The sequence below is a fragment of the Pseudomonas sp. IPO3778 genome (genome assembly GCF_013386825.1).
In the GTDB taxonomy this organism is placed as follows: Bacteria; Pseudomonadota; Gammaproteobacteria; order Pseudomonadales; family Pseudomonadaceae; genus Aquipseudomonas.
In genome coordinates this window covers 33,688-54,240 of the sequence record NZ_JACARC010000010.1, presented here as the reverse complement: position 1 = coordinate 54,240, position 20,553 = coordinate 33,688, and the positions used below count along the sequence as shown (strand labels likewise).

Sequence of the window (20,553 nt, the reverse complement as noted above, 5' to 3'; positions counted from 1 at the left end):
CGACACACTGCTGTGCCGATGCGACACCCTGCCGCACACCGTCTGTTAACCCGGCGCAGGGCTGTTGGCTGTCTCCAGACCCTATGCTAGGTTGGCGCCTCGCCAGGAAGGCGGGCCAACAGCAGGAGCGCAATGAACACAATGAGGACCGCACATGGCTGAGGCCACGCCCGCGCTTGAAATCCGCAACTTGCATAAACGCTATGGTGAGCTGGAGGTGCTTAAAGGCATCTCGCTGACCGCCCGCGACGGCGATGTGATCTCGATCCTGGGTTCCTCCGGTTCCGGCAAGTCCACGTTCCTGCGCTGCATCAACCTGCTGGAAAACCCGCACCAGGGGCAAATCCTGGTGGCCGGTGAAGAACTCAAACTCAAGGCGGCGAAAAACGGCGAACTGGTGGCCGCCGACGGCAAACAGATCAATCGCCTGCGCAGCGAGATCGGTTTTGTGTTTCAAAACTTTAACCTGTGGCCGCACATGAGCGTCCTCGACAACATCATCGAGGCCCCGCGCCGCGTGCTCGGCCAGAGCAAAGCCGAAGCCATCGAAGTCGCCGAAGCCTTGCTGGCCAAGGTCGGCATCAGTGACAAGCGCCACGCCTACCCGGCGCAATTGTCCGGCGGCCAGCAGCAACGCGCCGCGATCGCCCGCACCCTGGCCATGCAGCCCAAAGTCATCCTGTTCGACGAGCCGACATCGGCCCTTGACCCGGAAATGGTTCAAGAAGTACTTAATGTGATCCGCGCACTGGCCGAAGAAGGCCGCACCATGCTGCTGGTCACCCATGAAATGGGTTTCGCCCGTCAGGTGTCCAGTGAAGTGGTGTTCCTGCACCAGGGCCTGGTCGAAGAGCAAGGATCGCCACAGCAGGTATTTGAAAACCCGCTTTCGGCGCGCTGCAAACAATTCATGTCCAGCAACCGCTAACGGAGCAACATGCATGCAGAACTATAAAAAATTCCTCCTGGCTGCCGCCGTTTCGATGGCGTTCAGCGCCACGGCGATGGCCGAGACCTTGAAAATGGGGATCGAAGCGGCTTACCCGCCGTTCAACAATAAAGACGCCAGCGGCCAGACCGTAGGCTTCGACAAAGACATCGGCGACGCCCTGTGCGCCAAAATGAAAGCCGAGTGCGAAGTGGTGAACTCCGACTGGGACGGCATTATCCCGGCCCTGAATGCCAGGAAGTTCGACTTCATCGTCTCCTCGATGTCCATCACCGATGAGCGCAAGCAAGCCGTCGACTTCACCGACCCGTACTACTCCAACAAGCTGCAGTTCATCGCACCCAAAAATGTCGACTTCAAAACCGACAAGGCCTACCTCAAAGGCAAGACCATCGGCGCACAACGTTCGACCCTGGCCGGTACCTGGCTGGAAGATCGCAACATGGAAGATGACTACGGCGTCACGCCCAAGCTGTATGACACCCAGGAAAACGCCTACCTCGACCTGACTTCCGGCCGTGTGGACGCGATTCTCGCTGACAAATACGTGCAGTACGACTGGCTCAAGACTGACGCGGGCAAGGCCTACGAATTCAAGGGCGAGCCTGTGGTCGAGAGCGACAAGATCGGTATCGCCGTGCGCAAGGACAACAAAGAGCTGCTCGACAAGCTCAACGTGGCCCTGAAAGCAATCAAAGCCGACGGCACCTACAAGAAGATCAACGACAAGTACTTCCCTTTCAGTATCGAGTGATCCTGAATTGCCTGCCCGGCGCGCTCCCCGGAGTGCGCCGGTCCTTAGCAATGCCTTGCGAAACGACTAAACCATGAATTTCGACCTCTACGGATTCGGCCCGGCGCTCGCCGCTGGTGCGCTGATGACCGTCAAGCTGGCGCTCACCGCCCTGTGCCTGGGGCTGGTGCTCGGCCTGGCCGGCGCCCTGGCCAAGACTTCCCCGTACAAGCCCCTGCAATGGCTTGGCGGCAGTTACTCCACGCTGGTTCGCGGCATTCCGGAACTGCTGTGGGTCCTGCTGATTTACTTCGGCACGGTCAACCTGATGCGTTCCCTCGGGGAGTTTTTCGGTAACCCCGACCTGTCCCTCAGCGCCTTCGCCGCCGGCGTAATCGCCCTGGGCCTGTGCTTTGGCGCCTACGCCACGGAAGTGTTCCGCGGGGCGATCCTGGCCATTCCCAAGGGTCACCGTGAAGCCGGTGTCGCACTGGGCCTGTCGAAGTTTCGGATCTTCACCCGGTTGATCATGCCGCAGATGTGGCGCATCGCCCTGCCGGGCCTGGGCAACCTGTTCATGATTTTGATGAAGGACACCGCGCTGGTCTCGGTGATCGGCCTGGAAGAAATCATGCGCCATGCGCAAATTGGCGTGACGGTCACCAAGCAGCCCTTCACCTTCTTTATGGTCGCGGCCTTCATGTACCTGGGCCTCACCGTCCTGGCGATGACCGGCATGCACTTCCTGGAAAAACGTGCCGCGCGCGGCTTTGCGAGGAGCACGCAATGAGTGGCGACTACAGCTGGCTGGCGCATTTCGACCTGGGCCTGAACTGGGCCGTGATCATCAAATGGTTGCCCCGGTTGGCCCAGGGCGCAACCCTGACCCTGGAACTGGTGGCCATCGCCGTGATCGCCGGTCTGCTGCTGGCGATCCCGCTGGGCATCGCCCGCTCTTCGCGCCTGTGGTACGTGCGCACCCTGCCCTACTGCTACATTTTCTTCTTCCGGGGCACGCCACTGCTGGTGCAGTTGTTCCTGGTGTATTACGGGCTGGCGCAGTTCGACGCCGTGCGTGAAAGCTTCATGTGGCCATACCTGCGGGACCCGTTCTGGTGCGCCACCGCCACCATGACCCTGCACACTGCCGCGTATATCGCCGAGATCCTGCGGGGCGCCATCCAGGCCATCCCGCCGGGTGAAATCGAAGCGGCGCGGGCGCTGGGCATGTCCAAGCCCAAGGCGCTCTTCTACATCATCCTGCCGCGTGCGGCGCGTATCGGCCTGCCGGCCTACAGCAACGAAGTGATCCTGATGCTCAAGGCCAGTGCCCTGGCCAGTACCGTGACCTTGCTGGAACTGACCGGCATGGCCCGCACGATCATTGCCCGCACCTACCTGCCGGTGGAGATTTTCTTCGCTGCCGGGCTGTTCTACCTGCTGATGTCCTACGTGCTGGTGCGCTTCTTCAAGCTGCTGGAACGCTGGTTGCGGGTCGATGCCTGCCAAGGGCGCTGACGCCTTGTTGACGGGTGAGCGTTTGCTCGCCCGCTTCCAGGCGCTGGACGCGTTTCTCACCGAGCATCAAGGGCTGTGGCGACCACGGCCCTTCACTCATCGGCAATTGCCGTGGGAAACCCGGCATCCCGAGCTGGCCCACTGGCTGCGACAGCGCTCGCTGGCAGACGCGGAAAGCAGCCATAACCAACCTCACACCCTGCCGGCACCCGCGCCCTTTCCCGAGCTGGCCATGCAGTCGCTGAATCTCAGCGCTGTGGATAACTTACCGTCCAGCGCGCTGGCGGCCGCCCATCACCGCCTGAACGTCGACGTACCTGGCCGCAAATGGCAGCAGATCGAAGCCTTCGGCGCGGCGCTGCCATTCTCTAAAACACCCCGGCACTGGCTCGACTGGTGCGCCGGCAAGGGCCACCTCGGCCGTCGCCTGCTGCAACCCGGGCAGCAACTGACGTGCCTGGAATACGACCCCGCCCTGATCGCCTCAGGGCGAGCGCTTAGCGAACACCATCAACTGCCTGCCACCCATCGCCTGCAAGACGTGATGGCGGACGTACAGATCAGCGCCGAACAAACCCCGGTCGCCCTGCACGCCTGCGGTGACCTGCATGTGCGCCTGCTCCAACTGGCCAGCGCGGCGGGCTGCCAGCAACTGGCTGTTGCGCCCTGCTGCTACAACCGCATCCGCGCCGAGCAGTATCAGCCACTGTCGATGGCCGCACAGGCTTCTTCACTGCGCTTATCGGTGGAAGACCTCGGCCTGCCGCTGAGCGAAACCGTCACCGCCGGCCTGCGCGTGCGCCAACAACGCGATACGTCGATGGCCAGGCGCCTGGGCTTTGATGGGCTGCAACGGCAACTGCGTGGGCACGACGAGTACCTGCCCACCCCGTCCCTGCCTGCAAGCTGGCTGGCCAAGCCGTTCGCCGACTACTGCCGCGAACTGGCGGCGCTCAAGGAATTATCCACAGGTGAACAAGATTGGCCGGCCCTGGAGGCCCAAGGTTGGCGGCGTTTGGCTGAGGTAAGAAACCTGGAATTGCTGCGCGGGCTGTTTCGGCGCCCGCTGGAAATGTGGCTGGTACTGGACCGCGCATTGTTTCTCGAAGAAAACGGCTACACGGTACAGGTAGGCAGCTTCTGCGAAGCCTCACTGACCCCGCGCAACCTGATGCTGCTCGCCGAGCGCAATTAAAGGGCATTTTTTGCAGCGTGCCCTGTGGATAAGTCTGTTGATGGAATCGTGGCGCAGGCCGTAGCGGCAAGCGCTACAGGTCAAAATGCCAGCTGGTCATTTTTTGTTCACAAAATAAAACGCACGCAAAACAGGCAGTTGCAGCGTGATGAGAACCGCTCCACAAAATTGCGGTTTCATGACAGGTAGAACCAACCGATTGTGCATAAGCATTTGGCGTTAGGGGCATAACCCGGGCTTTTCAGCGGGCAATCAACAGGCGGCAAAGCTCGTTGATATCGTCGCAGGCCAGGCTTGCGGCCTCGTGATCCAGCGGGTCGCTGCCAAACGCCAGGGCCTCGCTGATTGCCGGATCCCGGTGCACCACCTCCAGCAGGTTCTCCCCGAGACGCTTCCTGAACACCTCGACCATGTCCAGGCTGAAGCCGGAGGTCTCGTCGAGCTGGTTGATCACGAAGTGACAACGCAGCGCCGGCTGGCGAGCAAGGTGTGGCGCCAACAGCTGTTCCATCTGCTCCAGGGTGCCAAGAGAGGCGGCATCCGCCTGGGCGATGACCAGCACCACATCCGCCACGTTCAACGCCTGATGCAGGTAGACGTTATTGCCCGCCGGGGTGTCGATGATCACCGTGTCCTGCTCGCTCAAGCCCAGGGCCGACAAATGCTGCGCCAGCCAATCGGGCTCCTGCTTGAGCCAGCGCTGCAGGTCTTCCTGCTGGCGGATATCGGTTTCGCCAAAGGTGATCACCTGGCAACCGGCGAAGCCTGAATGAAGGATCTGGCTCCAGCGCTCGTTATGCAGGCTGGTGCGCCCGATGCCGGGCAAGGTGTGGCTCAGGCCGAAGTGATGATAGAGAGCGTTTTGTGGGTCCAGGTCGAGTGCCACCACCGGCCGCCCCAGGCGCTGCAACCCGCTGCTGAGCGCGGTGGCCAAGGTACTGCGGCCGACGCCGCCATTGACGGACACCAGCGCCACCACGTGTGCACGGATGGCTGCGGCTTCGCGAGGCTGCTCGTTGGCACAGGGGGAATGCAGGGAGAACGACGCGCCGCTGCCCATGTTGAGGCTAGCGCTGTCGTCGACGGGGATGTCTTCGAAGAATTGCAGCATCGAATCCATCCCTTGGACATCACTGGCAGTTGTCTTATCAAACAACTCAAAAAGATCATCGGTTCGGCTCATCGCCAACACTCCGTCACGACGCATCGTAAAGACGTGAAAGGTCAGCTGTACTGATGCTTACCGCAGGTCTTTTTGTGGGCGCCTTTGTGTACGCATTCTGTGACAAAGGAGTGAAAGTGTCATTATTTTGGTGTTTCTGAAGAAATCTTTAAGACGAGCGGTAAATGGTCAATTTACTGACTAATCTTGATCGGATCGTAAGGCGTCTGCAAATCACGCTCCGGGATTTCCCAGATCAGCAACTTGGGCGGCGTCTGCTTGAACGCCGGGCTGTCGAAATAGGCCTTGGCGGCGCCTGAAAATTCGCCACCGTCCTTGCTGAAATTACCTACGGGTGCATTCAAGGCCTTTTGCAGGAAACCCACAAAGTTCGAGTTGCGCGAGAACGAGGTGCCGATCAGCGCCACGTTCGGCAGCCCGGCATCGCCGAACAAATCGTCAGGGTTGCTGGACGCCGCAGGCCCCTTCTCATGGGCCGTACTGGCCGCGACCTGCTCGCCCACCGGCTGCAACGTCGGCGACAACCAGTCGAGACCCGCCAGACGCACCAGGTCACCCGGACGGGTGGCGAGCGGCGCCTGGGTAATGTCGAAGGCTTGTTCCGGCGTGGCCTTGATACCGCGCTGCTGGATGCGCTGGGCCACGGCACGGGCACCGGCGTTCGAGCCGATTTCGCTCCAGTGGGTATCGGTGCGCAAGTAGGCATCCGGACCCAGGGGTTTGAGGGTGTCGGTCAGATCCAGAACTTCAACGCCCGCCGCCTGCAACAGCGTGGTCCATTGCTGGACCCGGCCATCGAGCACCGCCGGGCGATACAAGCCACAGCGTTGTGCGGTGGCGATGCGGGTTTTATCCGGCACCACCACCACTTGCAGGTCAATACCGCGTTGGCCGAGCTGCTTTTGCAGGTCGATCACCGCGCCAGCCTTGGTGCGCGCGTTGTCTTCGGCGTGTCGGTTGAGCTTCAGCTCGTCGCTGATAAACAGCCAGCCCGGGCAGCCCTGGCGTACCCGTGGCCCGGTGTCGCTGAACACCAGCCAACTGGCGCCGCGCTCCAGGTTTGCCGCTTCGATGGCCATCGGCGCCTTGGACAGTTCCTTGGCAAACCGGTGGGTCACCTCGCCATGCAACAGCATGTCGCTGTCGACCTTGGGCGGCAGGAAGCTCACCGGCCCCTTGACCATCAGCCAGGCGCAAGACAACAGCCCCGCCGCCAGGAACGGCACCAGCACCCAGGCCGCCAGTGGGCTGGTGCGAATGGCCAATTCACTCGGTGGGGTCGGCGCGGTAGGGGCGGGCATCGTCAGGCTTCCTTAGAACTGAAAGTACAGAAACGGTACGGCATCGCGACTGGCAATCAGCGCGAACGACAACACAAACCCGGCCACCGGCCACAGGGACGCAGCCACCACAAACCAGGGCTGCGTACCAAAACGCTGCTCGCAGCGGGTCTGCCAGATCGGCGCGATGATGCACACCAGACCGAGCAACGCGGCCATGCCATGGGCCGGGCGCATGGCCACGGCCAACGCATCACCCAGTGCAATGCCGTGCATGCCGAATTGCCCGGCGTACATGGCCAGTGCCGAATGGAAGTCCGGTGCGCGGAACAGTGTCCACGCCAGGCACACAAACAGCAGCGTCAAGATGTGCGACAGCACCGGTGGAATGCTCGGCAGGCTCGAACGCGACCACGCCCGGTCGATGCACAACGCGATACCGTGGGCCGATCCCCACAACAGGTAGTTCCAACTGTCACCACCGTGCCACAACCCGGCAATCGCCATGGTCAGGAACAGGTTGCGGTAGGTGCGCCACACGCCGTCGCGATTACCGCCGAGGGCGATGTACAGGTAGTCCCGCAGCCAGCTGGACAACGACAAATGCCAACGCCGCCAGAAGTCCTGGATGCTGCTGGCCAGGTACGGCCGGTTGAAGTTTTCCGGGAAGTGAAAGCCCAGCATCAAGCCCAGGCCGATGGCCATGGCGCTGTAGCCGGCGAAGTCGAAAAACAGTTGCAGCGAGTACGCCAGGCAACCGATCCAGGCGTCCACCAGGCTCGGGTTTTCCAGGTGGAAGGCAATGTCCACCAGCGGCGACAAGGTGTCGGCTACCAGCACTTTCATGCCCATGCCGATCATGAAGCGTCGGGCGCCCAGGGCGAAATTCGGCCAGTTGAAATAGCGCTGGTTCAGCTCGCGCCGCACCCAGTCATAGCGAATGATCGGGCCGGCAATCGAGTGGCCGAACATCGAGATATAGGTGGCGTAATTGATGAAGCTGCGCTCCACCGGCACGGTATGCCGATGCACATCCACCAGGTACGAGATCGCCTGCAACACGATAAACGACAACCCCGCCGGCAACGCCACGCGCTGCCAGTCCAACGGCATGGCGCCGTACCAGGTGATCACCTCACTCACGGTGCCCGCGACGATGTTGGCGTACTTGTACCAACACAGCACGGCGGTGTTGAACACGATCAACGCGATCAACAACCGCACCCGGCCCTTGCCGTCCTCACGGGAACGGTCCACCAGCAAGCCGCCGGCCCACGCCACTACGGTCAACACCATGTGCAGGAACAGGAACAGCGGGCTCAACCAGCCGTAGAACAGCCAGCTGCCGATCAACAGGATGACGTTGCGCCAGCCCGGACGGGCCAGCGCATAAATCAACAGGAAGGCCGGCAGGAACAGCGTGAGGAATTCCAGTGAGGCAAAGACCATGGTGGTGTGGGGCCCGATCAGTTAGCGAGCGTGTCGGAGGTAAACAGCAACCTCGAACCGGCGGCCGATGGCAGGGCCAGCACGCTGTAGCGCTCGCCGGCCTTGAGGGTAAAGGTCAGCGGTTGGCCCACCGGCGCATTGGCGCACTTGAGCTGCACCGACAGTTCCACCGGGTTGATCATGCGGCGCGAAATCGAACCTTCGGCGACCTTCTTGAACAGCTCGGCTTTTTGCGTCACGGCTTCCAGGCTGGCGTCGGCGCAGGCGGCGTCGGCGTTGATAAAGGCCAGTGAGGCCTTCAATGCGTTGAAGTCGTCCGGTTGTTCGTGGATCACCAACTGGCGCGTACCGCCCTTGGCATCCGGCACGGCAACCACGGTGGCAAACTCGCCCGGTGCGACGGTCACGGCCAGCTCGGAATCCTTGCCGCCCTGGCTCAATACGCCCTTGATCGGGGTCTTGCCGCCCGACACCGGCAGGTAGTCGGAAACCAGCTTGTCACCGCCCAATACCAGGCTGGCCTTGGAGCCTTGAGGCAGCAATTTCAGCTCGCCGTCGGTGCCGTTGGCCAGGCGCAGGAACGCCGAATCCTTCTCCGGGCCGGTGGGGTACAGCGGGATGTCAGCGCTGTAGGCGCTGATGCTGGCGAGCAAGGTCGCCAGGCCCAGGGTGATGCGTTTCATTATTGCGCTCCCTTGGCCACAGCGGCCGGTGGCAACTTCGCCAGGGACTCGCCGATCGCCTTGGCCCACTTCTGGTAGCCGTCGATGGTGAAGTGCTGGCCGTCGGTGGTGATCCACTGGCCAGGCTTGGAGAAGGTCAGCGAGTCGACGTAGGTGCACGGCGCCACGTTGGTGGCGAGGAACTGCGACATCACCTTGGTGCGCGCGTCATCCTTCTTGTACTGCGAACCGACCTTGCCCCACGCCGGCCCGACCCACACGCACTTGGTGCCGGTTTCGGTGATGGCTTTGGTCAGGGAGGTCACGCTTTTCCAGGCCCAGACTTTCGGAAACTGCGGCTCCGGGTACGAGGCCATGGTATCGGCGATGATGATCACCACCAGGTCTGGTTTGTCCTTGGCAATCAGGTCTTTGATCGGCGTAGTGCTCATACCGTTCTTGCCGAAAATCTCGGCCTTGCCGCCGGGCAGGCGCTCGGCGCCGCACTCGACTTTCTTCGGCACGATCCAGTCGGCCGCGCCAGCGCCGCATGCGCCGATGGAGTGAACCTTGGCGCCCTGGGCGGTCAGGTTGTCCTGCAGCGGGTTGAGCAGCGAATCAGGAAAGCTCATGTGACTTTCGCCCAATACCAGCAGGGTCAGGCCGGCAATAGCAGAAGCGGAAACAGGCATGGATGACTCCTATCAATCAATTCGAATAAGGGGAACGGTACGGACTGACCGGCAAGGGCATAGGCCCGCTCAGGTCTTCAAACAGGTAGCGCAGGTAGGCGTTGCCGACGTACTGGCGATAGTCCTGGGCGTTGTCGAGGCCGACTTCGCCACCCAGGTAAAAGCGCGAGCTGAGACGGTATTCGGCGGCGGCGTTGAAGCTGTAGCCGATGCCGGTTTTGCTGTCCTTGGCGTATTTCGGATCGCCCCGATCACTCTGGAGCTGGTCATGCCCCGGGAAATAATCGACGGCATCTTGCTCGATATGCTGTACGCCTACCGAACTTTTTATCTGGTAGCTGAAGCGATCGAAACTCTGGGCCCAACGCACCGGCACACCCAGGGAGAAGAAGCGCTGCGGGCTGAAGTAACCGCCCTGGCCGTAGGTGTAGTAACCCTGGTTTTCCTTGAAGCCCATGGCCGAACCGCTGATACCAAGAGTCAGGGTATCGGTTGGCGTGTTACGCAGGTACCAGTAGATGCCGCTGCCCAGTTCCAGGCGGGTGTTGTCTTCGACGTTGTTACCCAGCATCTCGTGCAACGACGCATAGCCATACACACCGAGCTTCTGGTTGTCGTAGCTCAGGTCGCCACGCCCGCCGTTGGCGGTCACGCCGCCCCACTTCTCCCCGGTGCGCTTGTCTTCGGAACCGGCAAATGAGGTCACGCTGTCGGTGACCGGACGCCGGGAAACGTTGACGCCATAACGGAAGTTGGAGCCTTGGGAGAACGGCCGCGAGACGCTGGCGCCACCGATGATGGTGTCGTACAGGAAGCCCAGAGGGCTGACGCCGATGTCGGCCTTGAGGCCTTCATCCGGGTTCTCCACGGCAACGGCCAGACCCACGCCGCTGTCGCTCTGCGAGCCCGCCGAGTTGGCAGTGCCACCGCCAAACCGGGTGGCGGAGTCGGTTTTCACACTGCCGGAACTCAAGTGCACCGGGGTCACACGCAACGCAACGTTGAGATCACCCACCGGCATCCGCGCTTCGAACGGCGCCTCCACGTCGGTGATTTTGCTCAGCCCGCTCTCACCGTTATTGCTGCGAACGCTCAAACCCTGAACCAGGTAACCGGTGCGATCCCGCAGAATCGTATCCAGCGCACGACGCGCCGGGCTCAGGTTGGCGGTGTCAAGCGAAGCAATACTCGACGGCGCCTCAAACGGCTCGTTCCAGTTGTTCGACGCCGGACGCCCGGAGGCTGCCAAGGCGTTTTCCGGCACGACATTCGTCGGTGCATCAATCGGCGGCGGTACCGCACCGGCGACGGTCAGGTCAGTGACCTGACGACGCTGGCCCGGCAAGCCGACAAAGGGGTTGTATGGCGCGCCCTGGGAGCCGGCCTGGGCCAATTGCGTCTGGCTCTTCTGGCTGTTCTCGATGGCCAGGGCCTTGCGCAGCAACGCCGCAGCTTCGCTGTTTTTTCCCAGCCCTTGATAGATACGCGCCGCCGACGTGAGGATCTCGGGGTTACCCGGTTCCAGCGCCAACGCCTTGTCAGTGGCGCTTTGCGCCAGGCCACGGTCACGGCCTTGCAACGCGATGTCCGCCAGGCCCAATTGCAGGCGGGCGTTGTTCGGGTTCTGCTGGATCAGCGGCGCATACAGCTCCATGGCTTTTTTGCTGTTGCCGCTGGCCGCGTACATCCGCGCCAGGGCGCCTACCGCCATCGCGTCGTTGGGACGCTGGGCAAGGGCCGGCGACAGCATGTCGTAGGCCGCGACCAAGTCGTTTTTCTCACGCAAGGCGTCAGCCTGTTTGACCCGGTACAGGTAGATCAAATCGTCATAGCGCTGGCGGCCGGTTTCACTCAATGGCTGGCCCTGCACTTCACGCAGGATGTCGCCCGCCTCGGTGTAGTGGTTGGCCTTGAGCAGCACATTGGCGTACAGCAGTTTCTGGTCGATGGTCGGGTTCGGGTTGTTATCCACAACCTTCTGCATGATATCCAGGCCCTGCTGCGTCGCACCGACTTCCACATAAGCCGCGGCCAGAATCGCCAGGCGCTCAGGCTTTTGCCGGGTCATGGCTTCACTGCGACCCAGCAGTGCCAGGGCTTCAGGGCGTTGGCCACGGCGGGCGGTTTCGATGGCGATGTCGGTCTGCTTGTGCAGCGCGATATCGATACCCAGCTCGTTCATGTCCGCCGTGCGTTGCCCGGCCGGGATACGGGCCAGGGTCTCTTCGGCTTTCTTCCACTCACCCAACTCGGCCGACAACAACGTACTGGTGTACAGCGCGTCCGGCTGGTTCGGTTGCTTGGCCAGCAAGCCGTCAATCAGTGCACGGGCGTTGCGAATCTGGCCGTCGCGCAGGTAAATGCGTGCCAAAGCGAAGCGCGTCCACGGGTTTTCCGGGTCGGCATCGAGGGCTTGTTTGTAGGCGGCTTGTGCGGCTTTCAAATCGCCCCGTTGTTCGGCCAGCTTGCCGACCTGGGTGGCGCGCAACGCGGTGATTTTCACGCTCGGCGCGAACTTGGCGCGCTCGGCGGGCGACACCGAATCGATCAGTTTCAAGGCTTCTTCCGGCTGCCCGGATTGGGACAGCACGTTGATCAAACCACTCAGCGCGTCCGGGTCGCCCGGATGACGGGCCAGCACTTTGCGGTAGCCGGCTTCGGCGGCGTCGAACTGATTGTCCTGGGCCTGGAAACCCGCCAGTGCCACGGCAGCACCAGGCTGGCCAGGGTTCAGGCGTTCGGCCTGGGCCACCAGGTCACGGGCCTGGCTGGTGCGGCCGCCACGCTGGGCATCGCGGGCCAGGTTGAGCAGGTTCCAGTAGCGCACGTCATTGAGCGCCGACTGCCACGCCGCGCCACCCGGCAGGCGGGTAGCCTGCACCAGGTAGCTTTCGGCCTCGGTGAAGCGCTGCTGCTGTTGGCGCAGCACGCCCATGCCACCGAGGGCATCGACGTCGTTGGATTTTTCGTTGAGGCGGGCCGCCAACAGCGGCTCGGCGGTTTTCAGGTCGCCGTCATCCAGCGCCTTGAATGCCTTGGTCATCTGCGGATCACGCTGCCAACCGGCACCGCTCTTGCCTTGGGCGATGCCCTTGTTCATCAGCGCGCGGATCTCGGTGTCGTCCGGGTGCGCTGCAAGGAACTGCTGGAACAACGGCACCTGGTCACTCTTCGGCGGGCCGAGCCAGATCAGCGCAAAACGCCAGGTTTCATCGGCGTTGCCGCCCACGTCGTTGTTCGGCGCCAGCTTGGCCAGGGCCCGGATGCCGTCAGCACGGGTTGCCGGGTTACGCGCCAGATGCTTGGCCAGAAACAGCGCCACAATCGGGTCATTCGGCCGCTCGCGGGACAGCCGTTGCAAACCGGCGATGGCCTCGTTCGTGCCCTTGGGGGTGAAGCCCAGGGTGTTGTAATACTCGCGGGCGATCAGGCCCTGAGGCTCGCGCCCCTGGAAGATCTGGCGATACAACGCAACGGCTTGTTCGCGCTCTTCTTCAGGCTCGCCCAGTTCGCGGGCCTGCTCCAGCAACTTGGCGTTGGCCGGAATATTCAGGGTGATGTCCTGCTCCAGCAGCAAGGCCTGGCGCGGTACCGGGCTCAACGCCTGCAGGCGGGCCAGGTACTTTTGCGCTTCGGCCGGGTGCTGCTGTTGCACCTGGATCAAGCCGATGCCGTACAGCGCATCCGGTTGTTCGGGGCTCAGGCGCAGCAGTTTCTGCCAGGTCTCGAGGGCGCGTTCCGGGTTCTTTTTCGACTGCCAGTAATAGCCCTGCTCGATCAGCAGGCCTTGCGGGTCAGTGGTTTCGGCAAAGCTGGCGCTAGAAGCCAGGGCGGCCAGAATCGCAATGGCTAGCGTGTGACGGCGCATGCTGACTCCCAGGATAATTTCACCGTGCCGTCTTGTTCGAAACGGTACTTTTGATCAGCGAAGCCCTGGCCGAACAGGCTGAGCATGTAGTCGTAGTAAATCGGCTGGGCACTGTCCGGTGCCGACGGCGCGAGGGCCTTGGCGAGGGCGTCGTCGACCTTCTGCTTTTGCAACTGCGCCAGGGCGGTTTCGCCCCGGGCCTGGAAGAACGCCACGGTGGAGGCCGAGAAACCCATCGGCGTGTAGCCGTTGTTTTTCTCGACTTCGCCGGTCAGCACGTGGACTTTCTCCGGCGGCAAACCGGTGGCCGACGAAGCGGTCGCCCGGGAAATCCCGCCCAACGCCTTGAGCATCGGCGCGGCCAGCGGATCGCTCTTGGCGGTCATACCGGCCCAGAGGTAGGTGCGGATCGCGTCGTAGCTGCCCAGGTCATCGGAAAACGGATCCACGATAAACAGCCCGGTGTTCGCGCTGGTGGCGCGATAACCGACCCAGTTGGCCGCCAGGCCGTGGGGGTTGCTCGGCAGGTCGCCGAGCATCTTCGCATTGCTCTCGGCCACTTCATTCCAGCCGGCGTTCGGGCGTTCTTTGGCAAAGCGACGCAGTTGCGGCAGCACTTGATAGCTGGGGTTGAAGCGCCACAAGCCACCTGCATGGGCGTAACCCACCGGCCCCGGCAACAGCATCTTGCCCAGGCCCGGCACGCGCACGATCAGGTTGCGTTCAACGTTGGCCAGCACCAGTTGCGCGTCGCTGCGGTACTGCGGGGCATTCCACACACGCGCCGCTTCGAGCAAGGCGTAAGCCATCCACAAATCGGCATCGCTGGCGGAGTTGGTATCGATCGCGCCCCACTTGCCGTCGTCGCGCTTGCCCCACAACCAGGCCGGCAGGTTCTGGCCGATGTCGGCACCCGCCATGTTGGCCTTGGTCCAGGTCCAGAGCTTGTCGAAGGTCGCCCGGTCGTTGCCAACCAACGCAAAGAACATCGCGTACGACTGCCCTTCCGAGCTGCTTTCTGTCGGCTTCATGGACGAGTTCAACACCCGGCCATCGTCCTGGATAAAGCGCTTGGCGTAGTTCTGCCACAGCGGCCAATCACAGGTCTGCGCCTGGGCGGCACCGGCAAACATTGCCGTGCCCATCACAGCCAGAATCGCGCTACGCAAAGGGCTCATGCCAACCGCCGTTTTGCACGGGCACGCAGGGCCAGGTAGATCAGGCAGGTCAGCACCAGCAGACCCAGGAACGTGATCACCAACATCCAGCCCAGGTTCTGGGACAGCTGCCACTGCATGAATTTGAAGTAGTTCAGGTTGCCGACGTAGTACTGCTGGTCGGCGACCAGCGAGCTGATCTGCGTGCCCTGCACCACCGCCAGGCTGCCCTGGATCGAGTCTTTGTAGTCGTCACCGCCAATCAGCGCCGAGGTCGCTTCAAGCAGCCCCTGAGGCTGGTTGCTGGCGATCAGCACCACACTGCGCCCGGCCTTGAGCGGCGATTGGAAACCGGCGAACCAGGTGCTGTTGCTCAGGCCGCTGAAGGTGATGCCGGCGTTGGCCGGATGCTGGTTGGCGGCGGCGTCCGGGCTGATCCAGCTGCGCACATAACGGGGCAGGTCAGACAGCAGGAAGTGATGCTGTGGGCCGTCACTGGTGGCCGGCAGGTACTGCTGCCATTGCTGCAACAGCGGCTGGTTGCCGCCGGTGGCGAGCACCAGCAGGTCTTTGTCGGCAACGCTTTGCACGTCCTTGGCCTGCACCACTTTGACAGCGGTGGCCGGGTAGCCGGTGGACTCGCCGAAGCGGCCCATCACGGTCAGGTACGCGCTCAGCTCGTCGGTGCCGACGTTGTCCGGCATCACCACCGCCGACTCCGAAAGGTCAGCCAGGCGGGTGAACGGGAAGCCCGAGTCGTTGAACACGCCGAGGTTCGGCATGGCAATAAAGTGCTGGTAGCTGCTCAGGTCCAGGCTCGAGTCCGGGTCAATCGCGCCACGCATGTTGTCGACAATGATGTCCCGGCATTCACCTTCCTTGATGTAGTCGTACATGAAGCGCAGTTGCAGCTTGGACTTGGGCGAAGCCGAGCTGATCGGCAACAGGGTCGTCACTTCGCGGGGCAGGGTTTCGTCTTTCTTCAGTTGGTCCAACAGGCTCTGCCCGCCGCCCAGGTTGCTCACCGACGGCAACGCGACAGACTTCATGAACTGGTCATTCAGGCCAATCAACAGCGTCGAATTAGTGGACACCTGCTGCGGCGTGTAGCGGTATTTGACGTTGAGCGGCACGCCCTCTTCACGCCAGTTGAACAGGTCGGGCGGCAGGCGCAGGTCGACACTGATCGGGCCCGGGTTGTAGCCGGAGACGTTGAGTTTTTTCAGCTCCACCAGTTCGCCAAGGCGTACCGGGCGGTTGCTGGGTAGCCAGTTCGGCGCGTCGTACGGCGTGCGGGGGGCCAGGGTGTCGAGCTTGGTGATGACCACGCTGTTGCCGGTCAGCACCGGATTGCCCAGCACCACCGCGGTGGCCGCGCGCTTGAGTTCGGCGCCGTCACGGCCCGAGACGATCAGCAGCTTGCCATTCGGGTCGTTGGGGTTGGCGATCAGGGTCAGCGTCGGGCCTTTAGGCTCGGGCACGGCCACACCGTGCACGTCCATGGCCTGAGTGCTCTGCACCAATACAACGGCGTTGCCTTTGGCCGGGATCTCGCCAAGGGTGGTGGGGAACGTGGCACCGCGGTAGCTGGCCATGCCGCCTACCCACGACGACAGCGCGCCGGCGGCTTCCAGCGCGGCGTTGTCCGGCGCGGTGGCAAACACGAATGGCAGGCTGACCTGGCGCGCATCGCGCTTGTCGAAGAACGGCAGCGGCAGCACCGACAGATCGTCTTTCAAAACGATCGGTTGCACCTGCACTTTCAGCTCACTGCTGTTGCTGATCTTGGCCCACAGGCTGCTGTGCAGCGGGTCTTCACAGGACATGGTGTAGTGGCCGATGAACTGCAGGCTCAAGCGGTTGAATTCGGTGATCAGGTGCGCCGGAATCTGCACCAGCTTTTCCTGCTGGACGCCCGCGCCTTCTTTAGGCAGCGGCAAGCTGGCGGCGACTTCGTCGTTGACCAGCACGTTGATCTGCGACAGGTCCGCCAGCAGCGCCGGCGAGTAGCTGTACTTGAGCAGCAGTTGCGCGCCCTTCACCACTTCATCGGCACGGATGTCGAAGTTGACGCTGTCGGACGCTTCCACGCCTTGCAGGTTCATGGTGTCGCGACGGCCCAATTGCTTGAGGGTCAGGCTATAGCCGTCATCAGTGCTCTGCACCGCAACGGCGGGTGCAGCAGCCTGCGCCTGCGAGCCCAGGCCCAGCAGCGAAGCGATCATCAGCGCGAGCACACCGCGCGACGGCGGGCGGGCAAATAGTGTGGAAGTCATGGCTTGTCCATCAGCGTATCGAGCGGTTGTGAGGGTGTGCGGCGCAAGGCCAGACGCAATTCATGCAGCGTGGCGCGGCCCAGGGTAAACAGGCCGCCGATGCCGATGGCACCGACTTCACGCAAGGCAGACAACGGTGTATCGGGCTGGCCAGCGCCCCAACTGGCGGCCCAGGTGTCGGCGCGGGAAAACGTCAGGCGTACCAGTTCGCTTTGTTGGCGCAGGGACAATGCGTCGAATTGGGCGCCAATTTGCGCGCCCTTGCTGAACACCACCCGCGCCTGGAACAGGCTGTCTTGACCGTTGCGCGACAGCACCAGTTGCACCGCCTCGCCCTGGGCAATTTCGTGCCCGTCGGCGAGGATCAGGCCGAAGCCGTTTTGCGAGAAATCCTGGGTGGTGCCCTTGAGCACGCGACCGTCGGCGCAGATCACGCTGACCGGCAGTTTCGCGCTGACCCGGGGCTCGGAACGCACTTGCCGCGCTTCGGAAGCCACCGCCACTGCCGCACTGGTGATGATCAGGTTATAGAGGGTCCAGGTCAGGTTGATCGCCACGGTGACCGCGGTGGACTCATCGCCCCAGATCAACTGGTAGAGACCGAAGCCCAACCCGACCAGGTTCACCGCCAGCAACACCAGGTACGGCCGGGCGAGTTTCCAGTCGAAGAATTGCTTGTCGATGATCCCGCCCTTGTCGGTGACGTTGAAGCCACCGGCCTTCGGGTTGACCAGCGCTACCAGCACCGGCGGCAGGATGTACCAGGCCAGCACGGTCTCGTAGACCTCGTTCCAGAACGAGTGACGGAAGCGCCCCTGGATCCGGGAGTTGGTCAGGCTCGAATGCACGAGGTGGGGCAACACGTAGGCGACGATCATCAGCGCCGAAGCGTGGAAAATCTGCGCACCGAAAATCAGGTAGGCCAGCGGCGCGGTCAGGAACACCAGCCGCGGCAAGCCATAGAAGAAGTGCAGCATGGCGTTGGCATAGCAGATGCGCTGGCCCCACTTCAGGCCCTTGCCCAGCAGCGGGTTGTCGGTGCGGAAAATCTGCGCCATGCCCCGCGCCCAGCGGATGCGCTGGTTGATGTGCCGCGACAGGCTTTCAGTGGCCAGGCCCGCGGCTTGCGGGATCGCCAGGTAAGCAGTGTTGTAGCCCAGCCGGTTGAGCTTGAGCGCGGTGTGGGCGTCTTCGGTCACGGTCTCAACGGCCACGCCGCCAATTTCCAGCAACGGCTTACGGCGGATCACGGCGCACGAGCCGCAGAAGAAGGTCGCATTCCACAGGTCGTTGCCGTCCTGCACCAGGCCGTAGAACAGCTCGCCCTCGTTGGGCACGGCGCGGAAGGTGTCGAGGTTCTTTTCAAACGGGTCGGGCGAAAAGAAGAAGTGCGGCGTTTGCAGCATCGCCAGCTTCGGGTCCTTGAGGAACCAGCCCAGGCTGACTTGCAGGAAGGAACGGGTCGGCACGTGGTCGGCGTCGAACAGCGCGATGTATTCGCCGTCGGTGACCTTCAACGCTTCATTGAGGTTGCCGGCCTTGGCGTGGAAGTTGTTGTCGCGACGGATGTAGTTCACACCGATCTTGCGGCAGAAATCGCGGAAGTCGTCGCGACGGCCATCGTCGAGCACGTGGACCCGCAGCTTGTCCTTGGGCCAGTCCATCGCCTGGGCAGCGAAGATGGTCAGTTTGACGATGCTCAACGCCTCGTTATACGTCGGGATGAACACGTCGACGGTGGGCCACTCCGACGGTTCGGTCTTGAGCCACACCGGCTCGCGGCGCAGCGGCCAGGCGGTTTGCACGTAGCCGAAGATCAGCACCACCAGCGCGTACAGCTCGGCGAGCACCAGGCCGTAGCCGAAGAGCATGTCCAGCCAGGTCTCAAACCCCAGGGTGGAGGTCAGCCGCCAGTACATGTAACGCAGCGACGCCACCAGCGACAACACCACCAGCGCGAGGATCGCCATGCGCCCCGGGATCTTGCGCAACACCAGCACCGCGAGGAAGCACACGGCGGCAAACAGGCATTGGCTGTAGAGGTCCAGCGGCGCGCTGACGATGCTCACCAACAGCAAAGTCCCGACCACGCAACTGACCACCACCAGCACTTTACGCAGCGCGTCGGGCCAGCGATTGAAGCGCGAAATCGCGGCGTCCAGGCGCTGTTCAGTGCGCCCCGGGGTGTGGGGCGTAGAGGACGTAGTGTCGGTCATGGAAGGTCCGAATCGATTCGTTCGAGCAGCGTGCGGCACAGGGCATGAATGTCCTGGCAGCCGAGACTGTTAACGGTAGGGTCGAGGGGGTCGCGGCCGTCGGCCTGGGCTTCGCTGAACGCCGGGTCACGGTGGACCGTGCCGAGCAATGCATCGCCCAGGCGAGCCTTGAACACTTCGGCCATGTCCAGGCTGAAGCGGTGGGCGCCGTCGAGTTGGTTGATCACGTAGTAACGCTGCGGCGGCTTTTCGCGCTCAAGGTACGGCGCCAGCACACTGTCCATCTGGGCGAGGGTACTGAACGAGGAGACATCCGCCTGCACCGCCACCAACACCACATCCGCCATGGCCATGGCCTGATGCAGGTAGACCGTGTTGCCGGCCGGCACGTCGATTACCAGCGTGTCCTGGCCGTTCAGGTGCAGGCCGGCCAGGTGCTTGGGCAGCCACTGGGCTTCCTCGCCCAGCCAGCGATTGAGGTTTTGCTGCTGCTCGTTGTTGGTCTCGCCGAACGCCACCAACCGGCAACCGGCAAAGCCGCGCTCCGCCAGGCCTTCCCAGGACTCATTGTTCAGGCTCGTCGCCCCGATGCCGGGCAAGTTCAGGCCCAGGCACAAGTGATGACGCAGGGCGTTTTGCGGGTCCAGGTCCAGCGCCAGCGCCGGGCGACCTTGGCGCTGCATGCCGCTGGCGATGGCGGCGGTCAAGGTGCTGCGACCAACACCGCCCTTGAGCGAGACCACCACAACCACCTTGGGCGATGACTGCTCCGAGTACACCTCACCGGTCGGCCCTTCCACCACTTCGGGCGGTTGCACGGGGTCGGCCTGGGTCAGCTCTTCGAGCAGGCGCAGCAAAGGCGCCGATGGCGGTTCATCCAGGATAACCGGAGAAGCGGCCTTGACTGGGGTGGGCACGGCGTCGAAACGCTCGAGGACAACGTCATCCTCGAGATAATCGTGGACGGCCTGTAACTCCCGGTAGCCATTTGGATTGGCGCCCAGTTTATTGAATAGTTTCGAAATATCGTCTGCGCGACTCACCCACGGCCCTCCCCATTTATTACGCTTTAAAGGCGATAAAAAGGTCAGCGAGTTGGGCTGACCTTGGTTTCTTCTAGTTATGTGTTGGCTGGCGGCATTCTGTGATATCAAACTGATGGTGTCAGTATTTTGATGCTTTTGGATTAATTCTTTCCGACGAGCGGCATGGCGTCGTTTTTTTGACTTATTTTGTGTTTTTTTACCATTTGTTTGTAGATCAGAAGCTTAAAGCTATTTTTTAACGATTTTCCTGTCCAGACCGACAAGAAAAGCACCTGACTGACGAGGCAAATTACAACTAAGTAATTAACCCTTGACGCCTCTAAAAAGTG

General features: G+C 62.3%; 15 protein-coding genes. 5 read left to right on the top strand and 10 right to left on the bottom strand.

Annotation, left to right across the window (positions count from 1 at the left end):
• Positions 1 to 154 precede the first annotated feature (154 nt).
• From HX855_RS02755 to HX855_RS02735, 5 genes are all read left to right on the top strand, one after another.
• Complete coding sequence (locus HX855_RS02755) at positions 155 to 928, top strand: ABC transporter ATP-binding protein (protein WP_177088750.1); 774 nt, start codon at positions 155 to 157, stop codon at positions 926 to 928.
• Positions 929 to 941: 13 nt separating this feature from the next.
• On the top strand, positions 942 to 1,703 hold the full coding sequence (locus HX855_RS02750; RefSeq protein ID WP_088424316.1) for an ABC transporter substrate-binding protein: 762 nt from the start codon (positions 942 to 944) through the stop codon (positions 1,701 to 1,703).
• Between the two features lie 73 nt (positions 1,704 to 1,776).
• Positions 1,777 to 2,472 (top strand): ABC transporter permease, encoded by a 696-nt coding sequence (locus HX855_RS02745; RefSeq protein ID WP_177088751.1) that lies wholly within the window; start codon positions 1,777 to 1,779, stop codon positions 2,470 to 2,472.
• 38 nt (positions 2,473 to 2,510) lie between these two features.
• Positions 2,511 to 3,200, top strand: coding sequence for an ABC transporter permease (locus HX855_RS02740; protein ID WP_026078053.1), 690 nt, complete (start codon positions 2,511 to 2,513; stop codon positions 3,198 to 3,200).
• Entirely contained in the window at positions 3,181 to 4,395 is a 1,215-nt protein-coding gene (locus tag HX855_RS02735) for a methyltransferase (RefSeq protein WP_177088752.1), read from the top strand. The genes HX855_RS02740 and HX855_RS02735 overlap by 20 nt, the downstream gene beginning before the upstream one ends.
• A 241-nt stretch (positions 4,396 to 4,636) precedes the next feature.
• Here the strand turns inward: HX855_RS02735 and bcsQ (HX855_RS02730) are convergent, their stop codons facing one another.
• The 10 genes from bcsQ (HX855_RS02730) to bcsQ (HX855_RS02685) form a co-directional block, all read right to left on the bottom strand.
• Positions 4,637 to 5,578: a cellulose biosynthesis protein BcsQ gene (gene bcsQ / locus HX855_RS02730; RefSeq protein ID WP_177088753.1), complete on the bottom strand. Its 942-nt coding sequence runs from the start codon at positions 5,576 to 5,578 to the stop codon at positions 4,637 to 4,639.
• Between the two features lie 173 nt (positions 5,579 to 5,751).
• On the bottom strand, positions 5,752 to 6,879 hold the full coding sequence (locus HX855_RS02725; protein ID WP_177088754.1) for a cell division protein FtsQ: 1,128 nt from the start codon (positions 6,877 to 6,879) through the stop codon (positions 5,752 to 5,754).
• Between the two features lie 12 nt (positions 6,880 to 6,891).
• Positions 6,892 to 8,307 (bottom strand): MBOAT family protein, encoded by a 1,416-nt coding sequence (locus HX855_RS02720; RefSeq protein WP_177088755.1) that lies wholly within the window; start codon positions 8,305 to 8,307, stop codon positions 6,892 to 6,894.
• Between the two features lie 17 nt (positions 8,308 to 8,324).
• Positions 8,325 to 8,990 carry an alginate O-acetyltransferase AlgF gene (locus HX855_RS02715; protein ID WP_177088756.1) on the bottom strand — a complete coding sequence of 222 codons (666 nt, stop codon included), beginning with the start codon at positions 8,988 to 8,990 and terminating at the stop codon, positions 8,325 to 8,327.
• Positions 8,990 to 9,661: an SGNH/GDSL hydrolase family protein gene (locus tag HX855_RS02710; protein WP_177088757.1), complete on the bottom strand. Its 672-nt coding sequence runs from the start codon at positions 9,659 to 9,661 to the stop codon at positions 8,990 to 8,992. The genes HX855_RS02715 and HX855_RS02710 overlap by 1 nt, the downstream gene beginning before the upstream one ends.
• Before the next feature lie 16 nt (positions 9,662 to 9,677).
• Positions 9,678 to 13,529 carry a cellulose biosynthesis protein BcsC gene (locus HX855_RS02705; RefSeq protein ID WP_177088758.1) on the bottom strand — a complete coding sequence of 1,284 codons (3,852 nt, stop codon included), beginning with the start codon at positions 13,527 to 13,529 and terminating at the stop codon, positions 9,678 to 9,680.
• Positions 13,511 to 14,707: a cellulose synthase complex periplasmic endoglucanase BcsZ gene (gene bcsZ / locus HX855_RS02700; RefSeq protein WP_177088759.1), complete on the bottom strand. Its 1,197-nt coding sequence runs from the start codon at positions 14,705 to 14,707 to the stop codon at positions 13,511 to 13,513. The genes HX855_RS02705 and bcsZ overlap by 19 nt, the downstream gene beginning before the upstream one ends.
• Positions 14,704 to 16,962 (bottom strand): cellulose biosynthesis cyclic di-GMP-binding regulatory protein BcsB, encoded by a 2,259-nt coding sequence (gene bcsB / locus HX855_RS02695; RefSeq protein WP_177088760.1) that lies wholly within the window; start codon positions 16,960 to 16,962, stop codon positions 14,704 to 14,706. The genes bcsZ and bcsB overlap by 4 nt, the downstream gene beginning before the upstream one ends.
• Positions 16,959 to 19,178 carry a UDP-forming cellulose synthase catalytic subunit gene (bcsA, locus tag HX855_RS02690; protein WP_177088761.1) on the bottom strand — a complete coding sequence of 740 codons (2,220 nt, stop codon included), beginning with the start codon at positions 19,176 to 19,178 and terminating at the stop codon, positions 16,959 to 16,961. Before bcsA ends, bcsB begins: the two co-directional genes overlap by 4 nt.
• On the bottom strand, positions 19,175 to 20,095 hold the full coding sequence (gene bcsQ / locus HX855_RS02685) for a cellulose biosynthesis protein BcsQ (protein ID WP_177088794.1): 921 nt from the start codon (positions 20,093 to 20,095) through the stop codon (positions 19,175 to 19,177). The genes bcsA and bcsQ (HX855_RS02685) overlap by 4 nt, the downstream gene beginning before the upstream one ends.
• Between the last annotated feature and the right edge of the window lie 458 nt (positions 20,096 to 20,553).